This window comes from Pseudidiomarina salilacus (assembly GCF_047323925.1).
Taxonomy (GTDB): Bacteria; Pseudomonadota; Gammaproteobacteria; order Enterobacterales; family Alteromonadaceae; genus Pseudidiomarina; species Pseudidiomarina salilacus.
This window is the reverse complement of the sequence record NZ_CP178751.1, coordinates 1,732,999-1,750,659: the sequence shown is the minus strand read 5'-3', so window position 1 is coordinate 1,750,659 and position 17,661 is coordinate 1,732,999. Positions and strand designations below refer to the sequence as shown.

The following is a 17,661-nucleotide window of genomic DNA, read 5'->3' as shown; positions in this document are numbered from 1 at the left end:
GGTCAGCTTCGGCTGGCCGCATTTGTTTGTGAGGTACCTTGACGCTATGACCGACCCTTATCACATTGTCATTCTTGGTGGCGGTTCGGCCGGCTGGATGACGGCGGCAGCGCTGAGCAAAGTGCTTGATCGACAACATTACAAAATCACCCTGATTGAGTCGAAGGTGATTGGTACTGTTTCGGTCGGCGAAGCAACCATCCCTGGGATTCGCGAATTTAATCAACTGCTTGAAATCAACGAAGATGAGTTTCTTAAAGCAACGCACGGCTCTTTCAAGTTAGCCATTGCGTTTGAAAACTGGCAAAACATCGGTGATTTCTATCTACATCCGTTTGGTCCGTATGGCATCACCTTAAACGGTGTTCCCTTTCATCACTATTACTTGCGTCATGAGCGGGAGCAGGGTGCCAATGCCGTGCCACTGGCCGATGTGAATCTCGAGTGGACCGCAGCGCGACAGCACAAATTTACGCGCCCGATTGCTGATAAACGCAGTCCTTTGGGCCATATTAAATATGCGTATCACTTTGATGCGCAGAAGTACGCAGCATTTCTAAAGGATTTTGCCGGTAAGCGCGGCGTAACGGCACTAGAAGACCGTGTGTTGGAAGTTAAACAGCGCGAAAAGCATGGCGCGATTCAAGCGCTGATCACTGAGCAGCATGGTGAAGTCAGTGGTGACTTCTTCGTCGACTGTAGTGGCTTTAAAGCGCTGCTGATTGGTGAAGCTATGGGCGTTCCCTATCACGATTGGCGCAAATGGATGCCGTGTGATAGTGCCGTTGCATTGCCCGGCCAGCACGATGCCGAAGATATTCTGCCCTATACCCGTTCGATTGCGCATCACGAAGGTTGGCGTTGGAAGATTCCTCTGCAGCATCGCACGGGTGAAGGCTGGGTTTACTCAAGTCGCTTCACCGATCACGAAAAGGCGGAACAAGATTTTCGTGAAACCATTGGTAACTTCGACAATAAAGCTAACCATTTGCGGTGGATTAATGGTCGTCGTGATGAGCCTTGGAAGCACAACTGTGCCGCCATTGGACTCGCTGCAGGTTTTATTGAGCCGTTAGAATCGACCGGGCTGCAATTGACGCAATCAGGGATTATTCGCCTCATTAGCTTGCTCCCTGGAGCTGGCGAAATGGGCCAACGCGCCAAAGCCTTTAACCATTTCTGCGCCGAAGAAATCACTAATATTCGCGATTTTGTGATGTGCCACTACAAACTTACCAATCGTGACGATTCTGAGTTCTGGCGCTACTGTCGCGACATGGAAATCCCTGACTCATTGCAAGAACGCCTCGATTTGTTTCGCGAGAATGCCAGTATTTTCCGCAACAGCAACAATGAGTTGTTTAACGAAATCAGCTGGTTCTCAATGTTCCATGGACAAGGTTTGCGGCCGAATAATGTGCATCCGCTGGCAGAACAAATGTCGCAAGCAGAACTTGAACAACACATTCACACGGTGCAGCGCATCTTTAAGCAAGTAACAGCGCCGCTACCGAGTCACGCACAATTTATTCAGCAACACTGTAAAGCGCAATGAACCGACCTATTGTACGAAAATTAAGCATTATTTTGTTGGCGCTGACCTCGCTCAGTAGCTGTTCGTGGACCTCTGACTATGAACAGCTACCTTCAGCCAATTACGATCATCGGATTAAATCCTTGGTTCTGCATTATACCGCGATTGACTACCAAAAGAGCGTACAAGTGCTGGTCGAACCCAAAGGCTTGAGTTCGCATTATTTGGTGCCTGAAAGCGGTGATCCGAGCTATCCGTACGACGACCTAAAGGTCTTGCAGTTGGTGGATGAGCGGGAGCGTGCGTGGCATGCAGGCGACAGCTATTGGCAAGGACGCACCGATCTCAATGACCATTCCATTGGCATTGAGATTGTCAACGTGCCGCAATGTGAATGGGACAATCAAAGCACCGCAAGCCGCGCTGAACATGGCGAGAATCGCTTGTGTATATTCCCTGATTTCGACCCACAGCAAATAGAAAAAGTGATCGAGTTGGCGCAACAAATTCTTGCCCGCCACCCTGATATTCATCCGACTGCGGTGGTTGGGCATTCCGATATTGCACCGACCCGCAAAAACGATCCGGGCCCACGCTTTCCATGGTATCAGTTGTATCAACAAGGAGTCGGCGCATGGTATGAACAAGACACCTTGAGTCGTTATTGGCGTGAATTTAATCAGCAACCGGTCAATACCGGCTTGCTGCAAGCTGCATTACGCGCTTACGGTTACGGCGTGACGGAAACCGGGGTGTACGATGAGACCACCGCGAGTACGGTTGCGGCGTTTCAAATGCACTTTTTACCTTGGCAAGTGGATGGCAAAGCAGATAGTCAAACGGCTGCAGCGGTGTTCGCGTTGCTGGAGCGTTACTTCCCTGAGCGCCTAGAACCCTTATGGCAGCGTTATCAAAGTGAGAATAAGGCTGAGCAGCAGGTTGCTGAACTGCCGCAGCCACGCGGCCAGATTGACGTGCTCTTACCAGAGCCAGAAGCACAACGCTCGACACGCGAGTGGGTGAACGACAAAGCGGCATTTAAAAGCTATGCCAAGCGCGGGCGGTTAATCCTGGAAACTGACCAACCGGTGACTGCGGAAATTGAAGTCAATGGGCAACTGCTGAATATCGCTACACCGCTGCAGCCGGGCAAGACCTATGATTATTCGTTGCAGCGTCGCACGCGTGATGGCATCAATCAATTGTTTGTACGTAAGGTTGAGCCAGCTGATGCGCAGGTGCATGTGCGCGTACCTTACCCGCAATTAGTCGATAATACGGCGGCCTATGCTAAGCGTTTTGCCGCTGTGGATGAGCTGATTGAGCAAGACGTAGCGAACGGCTTTCCTGGCGCGGTGTTGTTGGTCATCAAAGACGGTGAAATTATTAAGCATAGTGCCTACGGTTACGCCAAGCGTTACGATACGCAGGGTAATAAGCTAGCGCAACCGACCCCGATGACCACTGATACTTTGTTTGACATTGCCTCGAATACGAAGGCTTTTGCGACCTCGATGGCGATGATGCAACTGGTCGACCGCGGCCTACTCGATGTCAATCAGCCGATTTATCACTACCTGCCCGAGTATCGCGGTGATGGCCGCGAGGCACGATTGGTCAAAGACTTATTGCAGCATCAATCAGGCTATGCGCCACAGGTCCATTTTTTTGACCCGGACAATAAACTCGGCAAACGCTTCTTTTCGCAAACTAAAGCGAAAACCGAACAACTCATGCTGACAGCTGTCCCATTCGATGTTGGGGTGGGGGTACAGACGACCTACAGCGACACCAACTTTATGCTGCTTGGTACTATTATTGAGCGCATCACTGGGATGCCCCTTGACCAGTACACCGAGCAGAACATTTATACACCACTAGGGTTGCATGACACGCTATTTAACCCGCTGGAGAAAGGTCGCGAGGCGCACGAAATTGCGGCGACGGAATTGCTCGGCAACACTCGTGGCGGGCGTATCGATTTTCCCAATATACGGCAGTACACCTTGCAGGGCGAAGTGCACGATGAAAAAGCCTTTTATGCCATGCAGGGGATTGCTGGGCACGCAGGCTTATTTAGTACCGCCGCAGACATGGCGGTATTGATGCAGTCGTTGTTGAATGGCGGTGGCTACGGCAATGTGCACCTGTTCGACAGCAGTATTATGGACGCCTTCACCAAGCCGCACGAAAATGCGCGGACTTTTGGCATGGGCTGGCGCCGTGCCGCTGATGGCCAATTACGCTGGCATTTTGGCCCGTACGCGAGCCATTTGGCATTTGGTCACACGGGATGGACAGGCACCGCAACGGTAATCGATCCAGCCTTGGATCTTGGCATTGTGCTGCTTACCAACGCGCGCCACACGCCTATTGAAGCCGACGGTGACGCGTATGAATTTGTCGGTAAGCAATTTGAAAGTGGCAATTACGGCAGCATTATGACCGGTGTTTACGAGGCTGTGCTCGGCCTTGATTAACGGTAAGCGCTGCGAATTTCTTCGAGCTTGGCCGCGATACTGGCGCGGTCAAGCCACTGCCCACGCACCATCACTCCCGTTGGCTGGCGCAATACTGCTGGCCGGTCTAACGGATTCTCGCTAAGTAGCATAAAATCCGCCTGATAGCCTTGTGCGACGCGGCCAATTTTCAAATCATGCGTGGCAAAGTAGTCGGCGGCTGCTTCGGTAGCACTGTAGTAGATGGCATCGAGTGGGATACCCGCGTCGAGCATGTAGCGAATTTCATGGTGAATCGAGAAACCCGGCACTGAAAACAGCTGTGGCGCATCCGTGCCAAAGACAATATTTGCGCGCGCATCATACAGCGCTTTTAACAGCCGCTGACGATTTTCTTGCTGTACTTGGGCATGTTCAACATTGAAATAGCTCGAGCCTTGGCTTGCATAATAATTAAGCCAACCTTCGCGCACGCGCTCGGGTACCAACTCAAGTTCAGGATAGGCGGCTAACTGCTCGGCATCACCGGCACCAATTAAGGTAGCCCACAGCGCTTGGGTCGGAACGACCGTCATGTCGCTGGCAACTGTCATTTCGACCAGACGTTGCAGTTCATCATCGGTGATCGGACGGTTGACGGCGTCGACAAAACGTAAATAACCATCAAGGTGGTCTATCGTGCGCTGACCTTCGGCCATGGCGACATCAATGCCCACTGCTTCGGGCACATGACCTGCGAAATCGATCCCCGCTTGGCGTGCTGCTGCAGCAACTGCGCGGTATTCATCTAACTGCAGTCCCGGATGAATTTTCAATAAATCCCAACCTTCGGCGACGTGTTCTTGCACGCGCGCGGCGGCTTGTTCTGGTGATTCAACTGTGTTGTCGTTAAAACTTGGGCCCGCCAGAATCAAGGTCGGTCCCATGCGAGCACCGCTAGCGATGTCTTTTTTTAAATCTAATTGATTGGTGTAGCCAAGCATGCCGCGCACCGTCGTAACGCCATTCGCCACATACAAATAAAGCATATCGTCGGCATAGCGTTCGGGCATACCGCCGAAATTAACCGCTGCCGGCACGTGCCCGTGCATCTCGGTAAAGCCTGCTAGGACATAACCGCCTTGCCCGTCAATCACCTGAGTGGCAGCGCCAATGCGGGTGTTATCAATCGCATCTGAAACTGCCGTAATGACACCTTCGTCAATAACGATAGTCTGCTTGGTCAGAAACCGCGGTAATTGGTCTTGCCAAGTCAATACATTGACGTTAGTCACCACAGTGTCAGCCGCCAACGCAGCTTCTTGCTCGGCGCTCGGCGCAGGTGCGCAGGCACTAAGTAGCAACGCAGTTACAATCAGGCATATCTTGCGAAGGGGCATGGTAAATCTCCTGTCACTAAAAATTCATCGGCTCGGCATGGAAGTGTCATTAAAAGACGTAAAGCTGTTCGCTGCAAATTAATTTTTAAAGAAGCGCTTATGTTGAATGTCAATCAGTTGATCCAAGATAAACTGCCACCGTTGTTAAGCCATCCTGCGGTGGCGCCATGGTTAAAGCGCCCAGTCAGTAAGTGGCTATCCAAACTATTACATGCCAAAGACATTCAACAGTTCACTGAACGTTATGGACATTTGCGCGGGCGCGACTTTGTCGACCAAGTACTCGAGTATTTTGATTTTCGTTACACAGTCGCCGATCGTGACCGCGAGCATCTGCCGAGTGTTGGTAAGGTTGTGATTATCGCCAACCATCCGATTGGTTCGCTCGATGGCGTAGCTTTGCTCAAGATGGTCGCGGAAATTCGCCCCGACGTCAAAGTCGTCGCCAATGACGTGCTATGGAGCATCGAACCTTTGCGGCCCATGTTGTTGCCGGTGACCAATCTCGGTGGCCGTGCTGGACGCCAACAAATTAAAGCGATTCAAGACCATTTAGCCGCCGACAAAGCATTGATCATCTTTCCCGCTGGCGAGGTATCGCGACTTCGGCCGAAAGGGGTGCGCGATACCCGTTGGGATGCCGGCTTCTTGAAAATTGCCGATCGTGCGCAAGCGCCCATACTGCCAATTCATGTTGATGGCCGGAACTCATGGACGTTCTATGCCTCATCGATGGTATACAAACCCTTGTCGACCTTGTTGTTGGTCGAAGAAATGTTTCGCCAGCGCGGTGGTGAGATTCAGCTGCGTATCGGTCAATGTATCCCCTTCAAACATCATCAGCGTAGCGATCTAACGCTAACCAACCGCGTGCACATGCTGCGTAAACACTTGTATCGAATCGGTCATGGTAAGCCGGGAATGTTTCCGACCGAACATGGCATTGCTTTGCCTGAGTCTCCCGTAGCCTTGCGTAGCGCCGTGCATAGCTGTCAGTATCTGACCACTACCCCTGACGGCAAACAGCTCTATTTCACCGACTATCGCAGCGATTGTCCGTTAATGCGTGAGCTCGGACGGGTGCGTGAACTGACGTTCCGTGCGGTGGGCGAGGGTACCGGACAGCGTCGCGATTTGGATCGCTATGATGTGCAGTTCAGCCACCTTATTTTATGGGATGACGAGCAGTTGGCCATTGCCGGAAGCTACCGCTTGGCAAGTGTGACCCAGTTGATCTCGAATTTTGATTACCAAGCGTTGTATACCGCAAGTCTATTTAAGCTATTACCGACTATGGAGCGCTTTCTCGCGCAGGGAATGGAACTCGGGCGCAGTTTTATCCAACCCCAATACCGCAATCGCTATAGTTTGGATTATTTATGGCAAGGTATCGGCGCTTATATTCAACAAAACCCAGAGGTGCGTTATCTATTTGGTCCGGTGAGCTTATCGGGCGAGCTGCCGCGGGCGGCGCAAGTTGCTATCGTTTGGTTTTATCAACAGTGGTTTCCGCCACTGCAACAACTCGCGCAGCCAAATCATCCGTTTGTATATACCCCGCATGAACAGCAAGCCATGCAGGAACTGTTCGCCAGCAATGATTACGCCGGTGATTTTCAGCAGTTGAAGCACTATTTACAGCAGCATCAAGTGAAACTACCAACGCTATTCAAACAGTACAGCGAACTTTGCGAGCCAGGTGGGGTGCAGTTCGCTTGTTTTAGCGTCGACCCAGCCTTTAACAACAGTATTGATGCGCTTATCATTATCGATTTGCAACAACTCAAAGAACGTCGCCGACAGCGCTATTTAATGGCGGAGACCGCGCAAAAGCACTAGCATTCAGCGGCATTCCTGTTTAACTTAGAGGTTCGCTGTTGAATCTCAATGTTGCCAAGGAATTGCTTTGTAATGCGTATTGCCACTCTAGGACCCGCTGGAACCTTCTCAGAACTCGCTGCCTGTGAGTTTGGCCGTCAGCTCGATGCCTACACCTTGCAGTTTCACCCTGCATTAGCGCAGGTGTTGAAGGCAATTCCGCAACAAGCCGATATCGCCGTGGTGCCGATCGAAAATATCGTCGAAGGCGTGGTCTCACCGGTGATCGATAGCTTTGTAAAGCGGCCACTAGAGATTATCGGCGAGCTGAGTATCCCCGTGCGTTTTTCGCTGGTAGCAAATCACCCAGAACCACAAAAGATTTATGCGCAGTTTGTGGCGCAGGGGCAATGCAGTGAGTGTCTTGGCAACTACGCGGTGCCAATCATGAACACGGCAAGCAATAGCGAGGCGCTGCAGTTGTTGCAGCAAAGTCGAGAACCGGCAGCTGCGGTGGTACCGGAACATAGCCTGAAACAGTACAGCTTTGCTCATGTCACTCATGACATCACTGACTACGCGCACAATGAAACGCGTTTTGTTGCGGTACGCGAAACCCGTTCAATGATTGCCGAGCCTGATCCGGACACGGCTTACAAGACCTCGTTATTGATCATTGACGATACCGACCATCCAGGTCTGTTGGTGGAGCATTTGCAGGTCTTTGCTGCTTACCGCGTCAACTTAACCTCTTTGGTGTCGCGTCCGACCGGGCATCGCTTTGGTCATTATCATTTTTACATTGAATGCGAGGGGCATCGTGAGGACAGCGCGATTCGAGCCGCCCTCACCTTGATTGAACTGCGCAATAAAGTGGTGGTGCTGGGAAGTTACCCGCGCGGCGGTTAAGCCAGCGCGAGCTTGATCAGCAGCCCCACTGCCGTCACCGCGGCGACGCCGGCGAGCCAGAACAGCGCAAACCACCCCAGTCGCCGCCAAGTTTGTTTGGCCATTAGTCGTGATACCCCGCATCAGCCCTTACTTTGCCACGGAATACCCAGTAGGTGTAACCGGTGTAGGCAAAGATAATAGGGAGTAAGAATACCGCGCCAACCAAGAGAAACTTTAAGCTGTTATCAGGGGCTGCCGCCTGCCAAATGGTAATGGCACGTGGCACTAGGTATGGGAAAATACTGATGGCAAAGCCCAAGAATGACACCAAAAACAGGCCCAGTGACCATAAGTAAGGGCGACCTTGCTGGCGCTGTTTTAATGAACGCAGCAAACCAATAGTGACAACGGCCAATACGACTGGCAGTACCCACAACCAGATAGATGCTGGGAAACTAAACCAACGTTCAGCGATGTAACTATCCCTCCACGGCAGATACAGGCTCACAAAAGCAATGCAGGCGACCAGGCCAAGTGCGAACTTAAAAGCAAGACCGTAACTGCGACGTTGCAATTCACCCTCTGCTTTCATGACTAGCCAAGTTGCGCCGAGCAGCATGTAGCCAATCACCACGGCGATGCCGCAGAACAACGTAAACCAAGTGAGCCAGTCAAACCAACCACCAGCATAGGCACGGTCGACTACTTTGATGCCTTGCAGCATGGCCCCGAGCATAATACCTTGGCTTAAGGCTGCGACTAGAGAACCGATGATAAAGGAAAGATCCCACCAATGCTTGTTAGTGCGGGTCTTGAAGCGATACTCGAACGCCACGCCGCGAAAAATCAAGCCAAGCAACATGGCGATGACCGGCATGTAAAGCGCTGGCATAAGCACTGAATAGGCCAGCGGGAAGACGGCGAGTAAGCCACCGCCACCAAGTACTAGCCAAGTTTCGTTACCATCCCAAACAGGTGCGACACTGTTCATCATGATGTCGCGATCTTCTTCCTTTTTGAACCAAGGGAACAGCATGGCCACGCCCAAGTCGAAGCCATCTAACGCCACATACGCAAAGACAGCGACGGCCACTAAGATTGCCCAGATAAGTGCATAATCCATGACTATTCCTCCTCGTGCATTAAGCGTTCTGCTGCCATGCCAGCAGGTTTGGCTTTGGCGTAATCAGGAATGTGGACATTTTCAGGGTTGCCAGCCATTTTGCGTAAGATATACACAGTACCGGCACCAAACACTAAGAAATAGACCACAATAAAGGCAAGCAAACTAGCACCTACACCCTCAGCGGCAATCGGTGAGGCAGCATCGGCTGTCCGTAGCAAGCCTTGCACAACCCAAGGTTGACGACCCACTTCAGTGACAATCCAGCCAGCAATCACCGCTACAAATCCAGACGGACCCAAGAGCAATGCCGAGCGATGCAACAAAGAGGAATCATAGAGCTTACCGCGGGCTCGCTGAACGCCTGCCCAAAGGCCGATGACGACCATTAACAAGCCGATGCCGACCATGATCCTGAACGACCAAAAGACAATGGGCACGGGTGGCCAGTCTTCGCGCGGGAAAGCGTCGAGTCCGGTGACCTCAGCGTTCACGTCATGTTTCAGAATAATGCTGGCAAGCCCCGGAATTTTAACTGCATAGTCTACCTCAGCAGTCTCTTCGTTGGGCCAACCAAACAAATACAGCGGAGCTTGTGTCTCTGACTTAAAGTGGCCTTCCATTGCTGCGACTTTAGCTGGCTGATATTCCTGAGTATTGAGGCCGTGCAAATCGCCAACGAATACTTGCAATGGCGCTACGATAAGTGCCATCCACATCGCCATTGAGAACATCTTGCGCGCGGCTGCGTTGGTTTTATCTTTAAGCAAATGCCAAGCGCCGACAGCACCCACGACAAACGCTGTGGTTAGATAGGCCGCTAAGAGCATATGCGCGAGTCGATACGGGAAGCTCGGGTTAAACACCACTGCGAACCAGTCCTCAACCACAAACTGACCGACGTCATTCATGGCAAAACCGGCAGGGGTTTGCATCCAGCTGTTCACAGATAAAATCCAGAACGCACTGATAGCGGTACCAATGGCGACCATTAGGGTGGCAAAATAGTGAAGTTTTTCGCCGACACGGTTCATACCGAACAGCATCACGCCAAGAAAACCAGCTTCCAAGAAAAAGGCAGTCAGTACTTCGTAGCCCATCAACGGACCAATCACTGGCCCTGCTTTATCAGAAAATACCGACCAGTTGGTGCCAAATTGATAACTCATGACAATGCCGGAAACCACGCCCATACCAAAGGCCACCGCGAAAATTTTCACCCAAAAGCGAAACAGCTTTTGATAAACCGGATTCCGAGTTTTTAGATAGAGACCTTCGAGGACCGCTAGATAACTTGCGATACCAATGGTGAAGGCGGGAAAAATAATGTGAAACGCAACCGTGAAGGCAAACTGAAAGCGTGCCAAAAAGAGCGCGTCCGCATCGGAAAATAGACTTTCGACCATGCTGAACTCCCACTTACTTTAGAATCTACTTAATTATAGGCAGATTTATGACAATTAGTAGGTAATATCCCTACTTTTTGCCAGATTATTTTTCAGGCGGTGCCATACATCAGGTATGGCAAGTCAGCGCATGCACAGGTAGAATTTGCAATTATTACTCTCGCTAGACTCGGAAGGTACCATGGAACGTCTTGTCGAAAATCTCATGTACAGTTTGCGCTGGTTACTGGCGCCCATCTACCTCGGCTTGAGCATCGCGGTGATGCTGCTTGGCGTAAAATTCTTTCAAGAACTCTATCACGTTATCCCAGTTATTTTTACCACACCCGAAGTAGACTTGATTCTGTTGACCTTGACGCTGATCGATATCGCGTTGGTGGGCGGTTTGTTAGTGATGGTCATGCTCAGTGGCTATGAAAACTTCGTTTCGACCCTTGATATCGGTGGTTCGGAAAAGTTGGCATGGTTGGGTAAGATTGACTCAGGTGGTCTAAAAAATAAAGTCGCCGCCTCAATCGTTGCGATTTCCTCAATCCACTTACTAAAAGTCTTTATGAACGCCGACAATGTGCCGGTTGAGAAAATCAAATGGTATGTGTTGATTCACTTGACCTTTGTCGGCTCAGCTTTTGCCATGGGTTACCTCGATAAGTTGACGCGCAAGGCAGACGACTAATCGTTAAAAGGCGCAGTTTGGTCTAGTTTCGTTGCTTTTGCCCTCAGCCTTTAGGTAGTCTCAAGCTATCTATTCGAACAACAACGGCTAGGGTACATCGCATGAAACCTTCAGTATTAACGCTCAGTTTAGCTTCCAGTGTGTTGCTGGCCTCAATCATGGGGTCAGCAAGCGCCGAATCAACCTCTCACCTGCAACCGGTTAAACCAACCTTGAGCGGTGAAGACGTATTCAACCTCGAATACGCAAATGACGTGCAAATATCGCCAGATGGCCGCTATATTGCGTACGTTCGCAACAGTTTCGATATTATGACTGATGGCACGCGCCGTGGCATTTGGTTGGTTGATAGCGAAACTGGGCAGCACACCCCTTTGTTTGCCGACCAACACAGCTATGGTAATCCTACTTGGTCGCCAGACGGCAAGCGCCTCGCCTTTACTTCGAATCGCTCGGGCCGTAATCAGATTCATGTCTATTGGGTGGCTGAGCAGCGCGTGGCGGCGGTGACCGAGGTGCAAAGTGGTCCCAGCCAAATGGCATGGTCGCCCGACGGTAAGCGCTTGGCATTTATGATGGCGGTTGAGGAGTCGAAGAGTGACTTTGCGAAAAGTGTGAAAATGCCGAGCAAGCCGGCCAAAGCGAAGTGGGGCGAAGCACCTATCATAGTCGAACGCACTCTGTATCAGCGCGATGGCGCAGGTGTCACTAAGTCGAGTTACAATCAAGTCTTCGTGGTGCCAAGCGATGGCGGTACCGCACGACAATTGACGGCTGGACCCTTCCGTCATGGTGGGCCCTTAGTATGGGCGCCAGATGCGAGCGAAATTGTGTTCTCGGCAAATCGTGATGAAAATTGGGAATACCAGTCACGTGAAGGTGATTTGTGGGCGGTGAAGTTACAAGATAACAGCCTGCGCCAGCTTACGGATTTACCGGGCAGCGAATCATCCGCCACCTTGTCACCGAATGGCAAGCATCTTGCGTTTTTGCACAGCGGCAATGCGCCGGTCCCTTACCAAAACGCGACCTTACACCGAATGGAATGGGCGTCAGGTGAGATCACTGCCATTCGCACCGATTTTGATCGCTCGTTCGACAACCCACAATGGATTGATAACCGTCGCCTAGCGGTGCAATATGCCGACCGTGGTCGTATTACCGTGGCCGAAATCAACTTGAGTGGCAAACTGACGACACGTGTCACCGATGTGGGCGGTATTTACGCCAGTCGGCCCTACACCATGGGCATGTATTCAGTGGCGCCAGCAACCGGGGCGATTGCTTACACTTACGGCACGGAATACGATCTGGCTAATGTTGCGGTGAATGAGGCTGGCAAACGCCAAGTCTATACCGACTTAAATGGTGATGTGCTAGCCCAGCGCGATCTCGGCGAAGTACGTGAAATTACCTATGCATCGTCGTTCGATGATACCGAGATTCACGGTTGGTATATTTTGCCGCCAGACTATGAGGAAGGTAAACAGTACCCAACCATGGTCGAAATTCACGGGGGACCACACCTGTCTTACGGGCCGTTCTTTGCCGCCGAGCATCAACGCTATGCTGCAGAAGGCTTTGTGGTGCTATATGTGAACTACCGTGGCAGTACGTCTTATGGTGAGGACTTCGCCATGCTATTAGATGGCCACTATTCTTCAGAGCGTGATTTTGCCGACCATATGTCGGGTCTTGACGCATTGATTGAGCAAGGTATTGCCGACCCTGACAACCTGTTCATAGCTGGCGGGTCTGCAGGCGGTATTGCGACTGCCTATGCCGTTGGCCTTACCGATCGCTTTAACGCGGCAGCGGCGACCAATCCAGTAATTAACTGGGTCAGCAAAACCCTGACGGCGGACAGCTCGATAGGACAGATCCAAAACCAATTTCCAGCGATGCCATGGGAAGATCTTGAGCATTATTGGAAGCGCTCTCCGTTGTCACTGGTAGGCAACGTCACTACCCCGACCTTGTTGTTCACCGGGGAAAAAGATCGTCGCACACCAATGGCGGAGACTGAACAGTTCTATCAAGCACTACAGTTACGTCAGGTGCCTACGGTTATGGTACGCGTGCCTGATGCTTACCATGGCGTGACCGCTAAACCGTCGCGCATTGAAGCAAAAGTGGCGCACACCGTTGCTTGGTTCAAACGCTACCTGAAAAACCAAGACGCTGAGTAGGCATGTATTGGAGCCTATTTGTGGTGGCTTTTTTGGCCGCCACTTTGCTACCCGCACAATCAGAGATTCTGGTGGTGACGGCACAGCAGATGGGCTACAACGTTTGGTTGATTTGGCTTACGGCGTCGCTCGGTAACACCCTCGGTAGTGTGGTGAATTATGGTCTCGGACGATTTTTACTGCACTACCAAGATCACCGCTGGTTTCCGTTTAAAGAAAAGTCGTTAGCGCGCGGGCACTGGTGGTTTGAACGTTATGGTAAGTGGTCTTTGCTATTGGCGTGGGCGCCGTTTATTGGTGATACTTTGACATTTATCGCCGGCATGTTGCGGCTGAGCTTCTGGCAATTCTTATTGATAGTGTGGATCAGCAAAGCAGGGCGTTACGCCCTGCTGCTTGGAGCGCTTAGCGTGGCGTTATAGGCTCGAGGCCTTCGATAGACTCAACTCCCAATCCTGGGGCATTGCTGATGGTAATTTCAGCTTCTCTGAACTTCACGCTGCCTTTGACTGGGTCAAAGGCACACAATGATGGACCATCAAGGTCGATCTTGGTGATAACGTTGGCTTTAGCAACGGCCAAATGAGCTGCTGCTGATACTGAAATACTGGATTCCAGCATACAGCCAATCATGCATTGCATGTCATACACAGAGCAGATATCGGCAATTTTGATGGCATTCGAAATACCACCGGTCTTCATCAACTTGATATTGATGATGTCGGCTGCGCGCATCTTGATCAGCTCGATAACTTCGCGTGGACCAAAGCTACTTTCATCGGCCATCACCGGAGTGTTAACGCGTTCCGTAATGAACTTCATTCCGTCGATATCGCGCGCTTTTACCGGCTGCTCGACCAACTCGAGACGGACGCCTGCATCTTCTAGCTTGTGCAAGGCATACACAGCTTCTTTTGGTGTCCAGCCTTGGTTTGCATCAAGGCGTAACAGCGCTTTGCCTTCAACCGCTGCATAAATCGCCTTGACCCGCTCAATATCGACGCCGATGTCCTTACCAACTTTAATTTTGAGGGTTTCAAAGCCGCGGTCGATGGCTTCAAGTGAGTCGGCAACCATTTTGTCGATGTAATCAACACTGATGGTGATATCTGTCGAAATAGTTGGTACACCGCCACCAAGCATTTTGTAGAGGGGCGCGTCGTAGAACTGTCCCCACAAATCATACACTGCCATTTCTACCGCAGCTTTGGCACTATAGTTGCGAATAATGCCATTTTGAATCAAGTTGACAATATGGTTGAGCTCGGAAATTTCTTGGCCAATCAGCTTGGGTTTAATGATCCGATCAATGGCTTCGATGATAGAGCCGTGCGTATCGCCGGTAATAACTGCAGTTGCTGGTGCTTCACCGTAGCCAATGTGACCGGTGTCGGTATGCACCATCACCACGATATCTTCAATTGATTCAACCGTGCGCAGGGCCGTTTTAAAAGGGGTTTTTAACGGCACGCGCAACATGGCAAGTTTAATATCTGTAATCTTCATAAATAATCCTGTTTAGCGTACCGATTTGATCGCATAAATGCGATCAAGGTAGGTGTTGTCACCAAAGCCGAGCTTGGTCAAGGGCGTCACTGAGACACCATTAAGCGTACCTTCGTCGTAGCGCTCACCGTTGTCATCGGTGTAGCTCATGCCGTGCACATCATGAATTACGTAGGGTTCACCGTTAACTTCACCAATGTACATCACCACGTGGCCCGGTAAGTAAATCAAGTCTCCAATTTTGGCGTCGGCAAGGCGCTCAAGTTTGGCTTCATTGCTACTGTTTTCATCATAGACGATGGTATCGCCATATGCACCGTAGCCTTGCTCGCTTGAGTTACGTGGCATCTCGATACCCATGGTGCGGTAAACTTCAGAGACAAAACCGGTACAGTCTCGGGCATTGTAATCGTGCCCCCAGCCGTAGCGTTCGCCGAGAAATTTGAAGGCTTGGCTGACAATGTTCGCCTCGGTGTAAGGCAAGTAACCAACGGTAACATCGTTATGCCGCGCAATCAGCGCTGGCGAGAAATCCAGCTCGCCTTGTGCATCACGTGTGGGTAATTGCACTGTATAGCTAGCGTAAGGATTTTGTCCATGCACAATGTGGCCGGTTTCAGCAGCGCTCAACAACGGCAACCGCGTGCTCATGTCGAGTTGCACTTCAGAAACCGGCGGATGATTCGGGGTATAGTTGGTCTCAACCTTGGCTTCGGTAACAACGGCGAAAGGCTCTTTGGTGGCAAAACTCAGCACTTCGTCGCGCTCGCCAATGGCGACATTTGCGACTGGTATCCACGCCAGGTAATGATACGACTGCGCTAAATACCACTGGCCATCTGCACTGGTGTGCAGAATAGCCAATGGCCAACCAGGAAACACGCCAGTCTCTTGAAAGCGATCGATATCGGTATCGAGGCCTTCACTGTAAAGTTTGTCAAAGGTTGGGAAGGTGCGCATGGCTGAACGCTTCACCACCAAACCAAAACGTACGGGGTTGTCAGCGGCAATGCCGTCGATGTTGACTGCGTCACGATAAGCTTGCAGTTGCTCGGCAGTCGCTTGTTCACCGTTGGCATAGAAACGGTCATACTTCGGGATGCTACTTAAACCGTCTATTTTTTGTCGTAATTGCTCGCGGTTGTAAGACGCCGGTAACTGGTCGATGTACACCATTTCTTCTTGCACGTCATAAGAACGCGCATTGAAAGCGGCAATTTCTGCCGGTGACATGATCAGTTGATTCGGTTGTGCTAAACGCTGCAACCAAAAGCCTGGGTCCAAATAGTCTTGCTGCATACCGATCACATCGTGCTGATAGTTCGGCAAGTGTTGAAAACCTAAACCTGTAATCGCAGTTTCCTGCGCAGTGGTTGAGGGCGCTGACTGACACGCTGCTAGCGTTAATACGCTCATTGCGAGAGCAATTTTCGTCACAACTCTATTCACAACTTCTCCCATTCGGGCTTGTGTCGATACCCTAAAGAGCGGTATCGCTGATGAAAACATGTTCCCATCTTAAATTGGAATAATATTCCTAACAAGGAATTTTTTATTCATAAATTATTTATAGACTACTTATAGTGGCGCGGAACCCTCGGGCTAATGCGGCTTAGCAACTCATAACTGATACTGCCGACGCAATCCGCCACCTCGCACACGTGGAGATTGGGTCCCCACAGTTCAACCTCATCCCCCACCTCGACCTGCTCAACATCGGTCACATCGATGGTGATCATATCCATAGACACCATTCCCGCGAGGCTTGCGCGCTGTTCATTCAACCAGACCGGGGTGCCGTCAGGAGCATGGCGCGGATACCCGTCAGCATAACCAATGGCAACGGTTGCAATGCGGCTAGGTCGTTCTGCCACCCAACGGCTGCCGTAACCGACGGCCTCACCTGCGGCAATATCACGTACTGCCATGATCGGAGCAACCAAGCGCATCGCCGCTTGCAATGGTTCACTGGTGCGCTCTTGTGTAGGGTTAACGCCGTACAACATGATGCCGGTACGTTGCCAATGATGCGGCTCGATGCCCAAATCTAGTTTGCTACTGAGCAAGGCAGCGGTGTTGGCCGAGCTCAATGACTTGGTCGGCGAGGTACGAGCGCATAGCTCAATAAAACGGTCACGCTGCGCTTCGTTGAGGGGATGCTCGCTGAGGTCAGCGTTGGCAAAGTGGGTCATCAAGGTGATACTAGCAACTTGTGGGCTGGCCTCGAGTTCGGCGATCACCTGTTCGACTTCGTCAACATTAAAGCCCAGGCGATGCATGCCTGAGTCGATTTTTACCCAGACCGGTATCGGTTTGACTAACCGCGTGTTGAGAATCGCGTCTAACTGAGCGTGGCAATGCACCACTGGCTGAAAACCGTAGTGAGCACAGACCGGCAATTCGGCTTCAGAAAAGCAGCCCTCGAGCAGCACGATGGGTTGCAAAAAGCCAGCGTCGCGTAACTTGAAGCCTTCGTCAATAAAGGCTACACCGAAGGCATCTACGCTGCCATTAATGGCACGTGCCACTTCGTTGACACCATGACCATAACCATCGGCTTTGATGACTCCCAGCAACAGGCAGTTTGGCGCATGTTGACGCGCGACTTTGGCATTGTGGCGCAAAGCCGCCATCGAGATTTCCGCACGGGTGGGTCGAAAATGCAGACCGTTACTCATAA

Annotated in this window: 14 protein-coding genes; 7 read left to right on the top strand and 7 right to left on the bottom strand. The window is 51.2% G+C overall.

Annotation, left to right across the window (positions count from 1 at the left end; genetic code table 11):
• Positions 1–46: 46 nt before the first annotated feature.
• Together ACJ8W9_RS08335 and pbp4b are read left to right on the top strand one after the other, a co-directional pair.
• Positions 47–1,555 carry a tryptophan halogenase family protein gene (locus ACJ8W9_RS08335; protein WP_411359867.1) on the top strand — a complete coding sequence of 503 codons (1,509 nt, stop codon included), beginning with the start codon at positions 47–49 and terminating at the stop codon, positions 1,553–1,555.
• Positions 1,552–4,014 (top strand): penicillin binding protein PBP4B, encoded by a 2,463-nt coding sequence (gene pbp4b, locus ACJ8W9_RS08330; protein ID WP_411359869.1) that lies wholly within the window; start codon positions 1,552–1,554, stop codon positions 4,012–4,014. Before ACJ8W9_RS08335 ends, pbp4b begins: the two co-directional genes overlap by 4 nt.
• Here the strand turns inward: pbp4b and ACJ8W9_RS08325 are convergent.
• The gene (locus ACJ8W9_RS08325; protein WP_411359870.1) at positions 4,011–5,372 is read right to left on the bottom strand and encodes an amidohydrolase family protein; all 1,362 of its coding nucleotides are present in this window, start codon (positions 5,370–5,372) and stop codon (positions 4,011–4,013) included. The two genes, pbp4b and ACJ8W9_RS08325, sit on opposite strands and share 4 nt — an antisense overlap.
• A 99-nt stretch (positions 5,373–5,471) precedes the next feature.
• Here ACJ8W9_RS08325 and ACJ8W9_RS08320 point away from each other — a divergent pair, with 99 nt between their 5' ends.
• Both ACJ8W9_RS08320 and ACJ8W9_RS08315 read left to right on the top strand, forming a co-directional pair.
• Positions 5,472–7,211, top strand: coding sequence for a lysophospholipid acyltransferase family protein (locus tag ACJ8W9_RS08320; RefSeq protein WP_411359872.1), 1,740 nt, complete (start codon positions 5,472–5,474; stop codon positions 7,209–7,211).
• Positions 7,212–7,283: 72 nt separating this feature from the next.
• Positions 7,284–8,099 (top strand): prephenate dehydratase, encoded by an 816-nt coding sequence (locus tag ACJ8W9_RS08315; protein WP_411359873.1) that lies wholly within the window; start codon positions 7,284–7,286, stop codon positions 8,097–8,099.
• Here the strand turns inward: ACJ8W9_RS08315 and ACJ8W9_RS08310 are convergent.
• From ACJ8W9_RS08310 to ACJ8W9_RS08300, 3 genes are read right to left on the bottom strand one after another with little or no spacing between them, the layout of a single operon-like run.
• Entirely contained in the window at positions 8,096–8,203 is a 108-nt protein-coding gene (locus ACJ8W9_RS08310; protein ID WP_411359874.1) for a DUF2474 family protein, read from the bottom strand. The genes ACJ8W9_RS08315 and ACJ8W9_RS08310 overlap by 4 nt on opposite strands.
• Positions 8,203–9,204, bottom strand: a complete 1,002-nt coding sequence (gene cydB / locus ACJ8W9_RS08305) for a cytochrome d ubiquinol oxidase subunit II (RefSeq protein WP_411359875.1) — start codon at positions 9,202–9,204, stop codon at positions 8,203–8,205. The genes ACJ8W9_RS08310 and cydB overlap by 1 nt, the downstream gene beginning before the upstream one ends.
• Positions 9,205–9,206: 2 nt before the next feature.
• On the bottom strand, positions 9,207–10,610 hold the full coding sequence (locus ACJ8W9_RS08300) for a cytochrome ubiquinol oxidase subunit I (RefSeq protein WP_411359876.1): 1,404 nt from the start codon (positions 10,608–10,610) through the stop codon (positions 9,207–9,209).
• Between the two features lie 181 nt (positions 10,611–10,791).
• Here ACJ8W9_RS08300 and ACJ8W9_RS08295 point away from each other — a divergent pair, with 181 nt between their 5' ends.
• The 3 genes from ACJ8W9_RS08295 (at position 10,792) to ACJ8W9_RS08285 (ending at position 13,897) form a co-directional block, all read left to right on the top strand.
• Positions 10,792–11,286 (top strand): TIGR00645 family protein, encoded by a 495-nt coding sequence (locus ACJ8W9_RS08295; protein WP_411359877.1) that lies wholly within the window; start codon positions 10,792–10,794, stop codon positions 11,284–11,286.
• Between the two features lie 101 nt (positions 11,287–11,387).
• The gene (locus ACJ8W9_RS08290; protein ID WP_411359878.1) at positions 11,388–13,475 is read left to right on the top strand and encodes a S9 family peptidase; all 2,088 of its coding nucleotides are present in this window, start codon (positions 11,388–11,390) and stop codon (positions 13,473–13,475) included.
• Positions 13,476–13,477: 2 nt separating this feature from the next.
• Positions 13,478–13,897 (top strand): YqaA family protein, encoded by a 420-nt coding sequence (locus ACJ8W9_RS08285; RefSeq protein ID WP_411359880.1) that lies wholly within the window; start codon positions 13,478–13,480, stop codon positions 13,895–13,897.
• Here ACJ8W9_RS08285 and ACJ8W9_RS08280 read toward each other — a convergent pair.
• The 3 genes from ACJ8W9_RS08280 to alr form a co-directional block, all read right to left on the bottom strand.
• On the bottom strand, positions 13,881–14,981 hold the full coding sequence (locus tag ACJ8W9_RS08280) for a dipeptide epimerase (RefSeq protein ID WP_411359881.1): 1,101 nt from the start codon (positions 14,979–14,981) through the stop codon (positions 13,881–13,883). The two genes, ACJ8W9_RS08285 and ACJ8W9_RS08280, sit on opposite strands and share 17 nt — an antisense overlap.
• Before the next feature lie 12 nt (positions 14,982–14,993).
• Positions 14,994–16,397, bottom strand: coding sequence for an SH3 domain-containing protein (locus ACJ8W9_RS08275; protein ID WP_413694481.1), 1,404 nt, complete (start codon positions 16,395–16,397; stop codon positions 14,994–14,996).
• 158 nt (positions 16,398–16,555) lie between these two features.
• Positions 16,556–17,659, bottom strand: a complete 1,104-nt coding sequence (gene alr, locus ACJ8W9_RS08270) for an alanine racemase (protein WP_411359884.1) — start codon at positions 17,657–17,659, stop codon at positions 16,556–16,558.
• Positions 17,660–17,661: the final 2 nt, after the last annotated feature.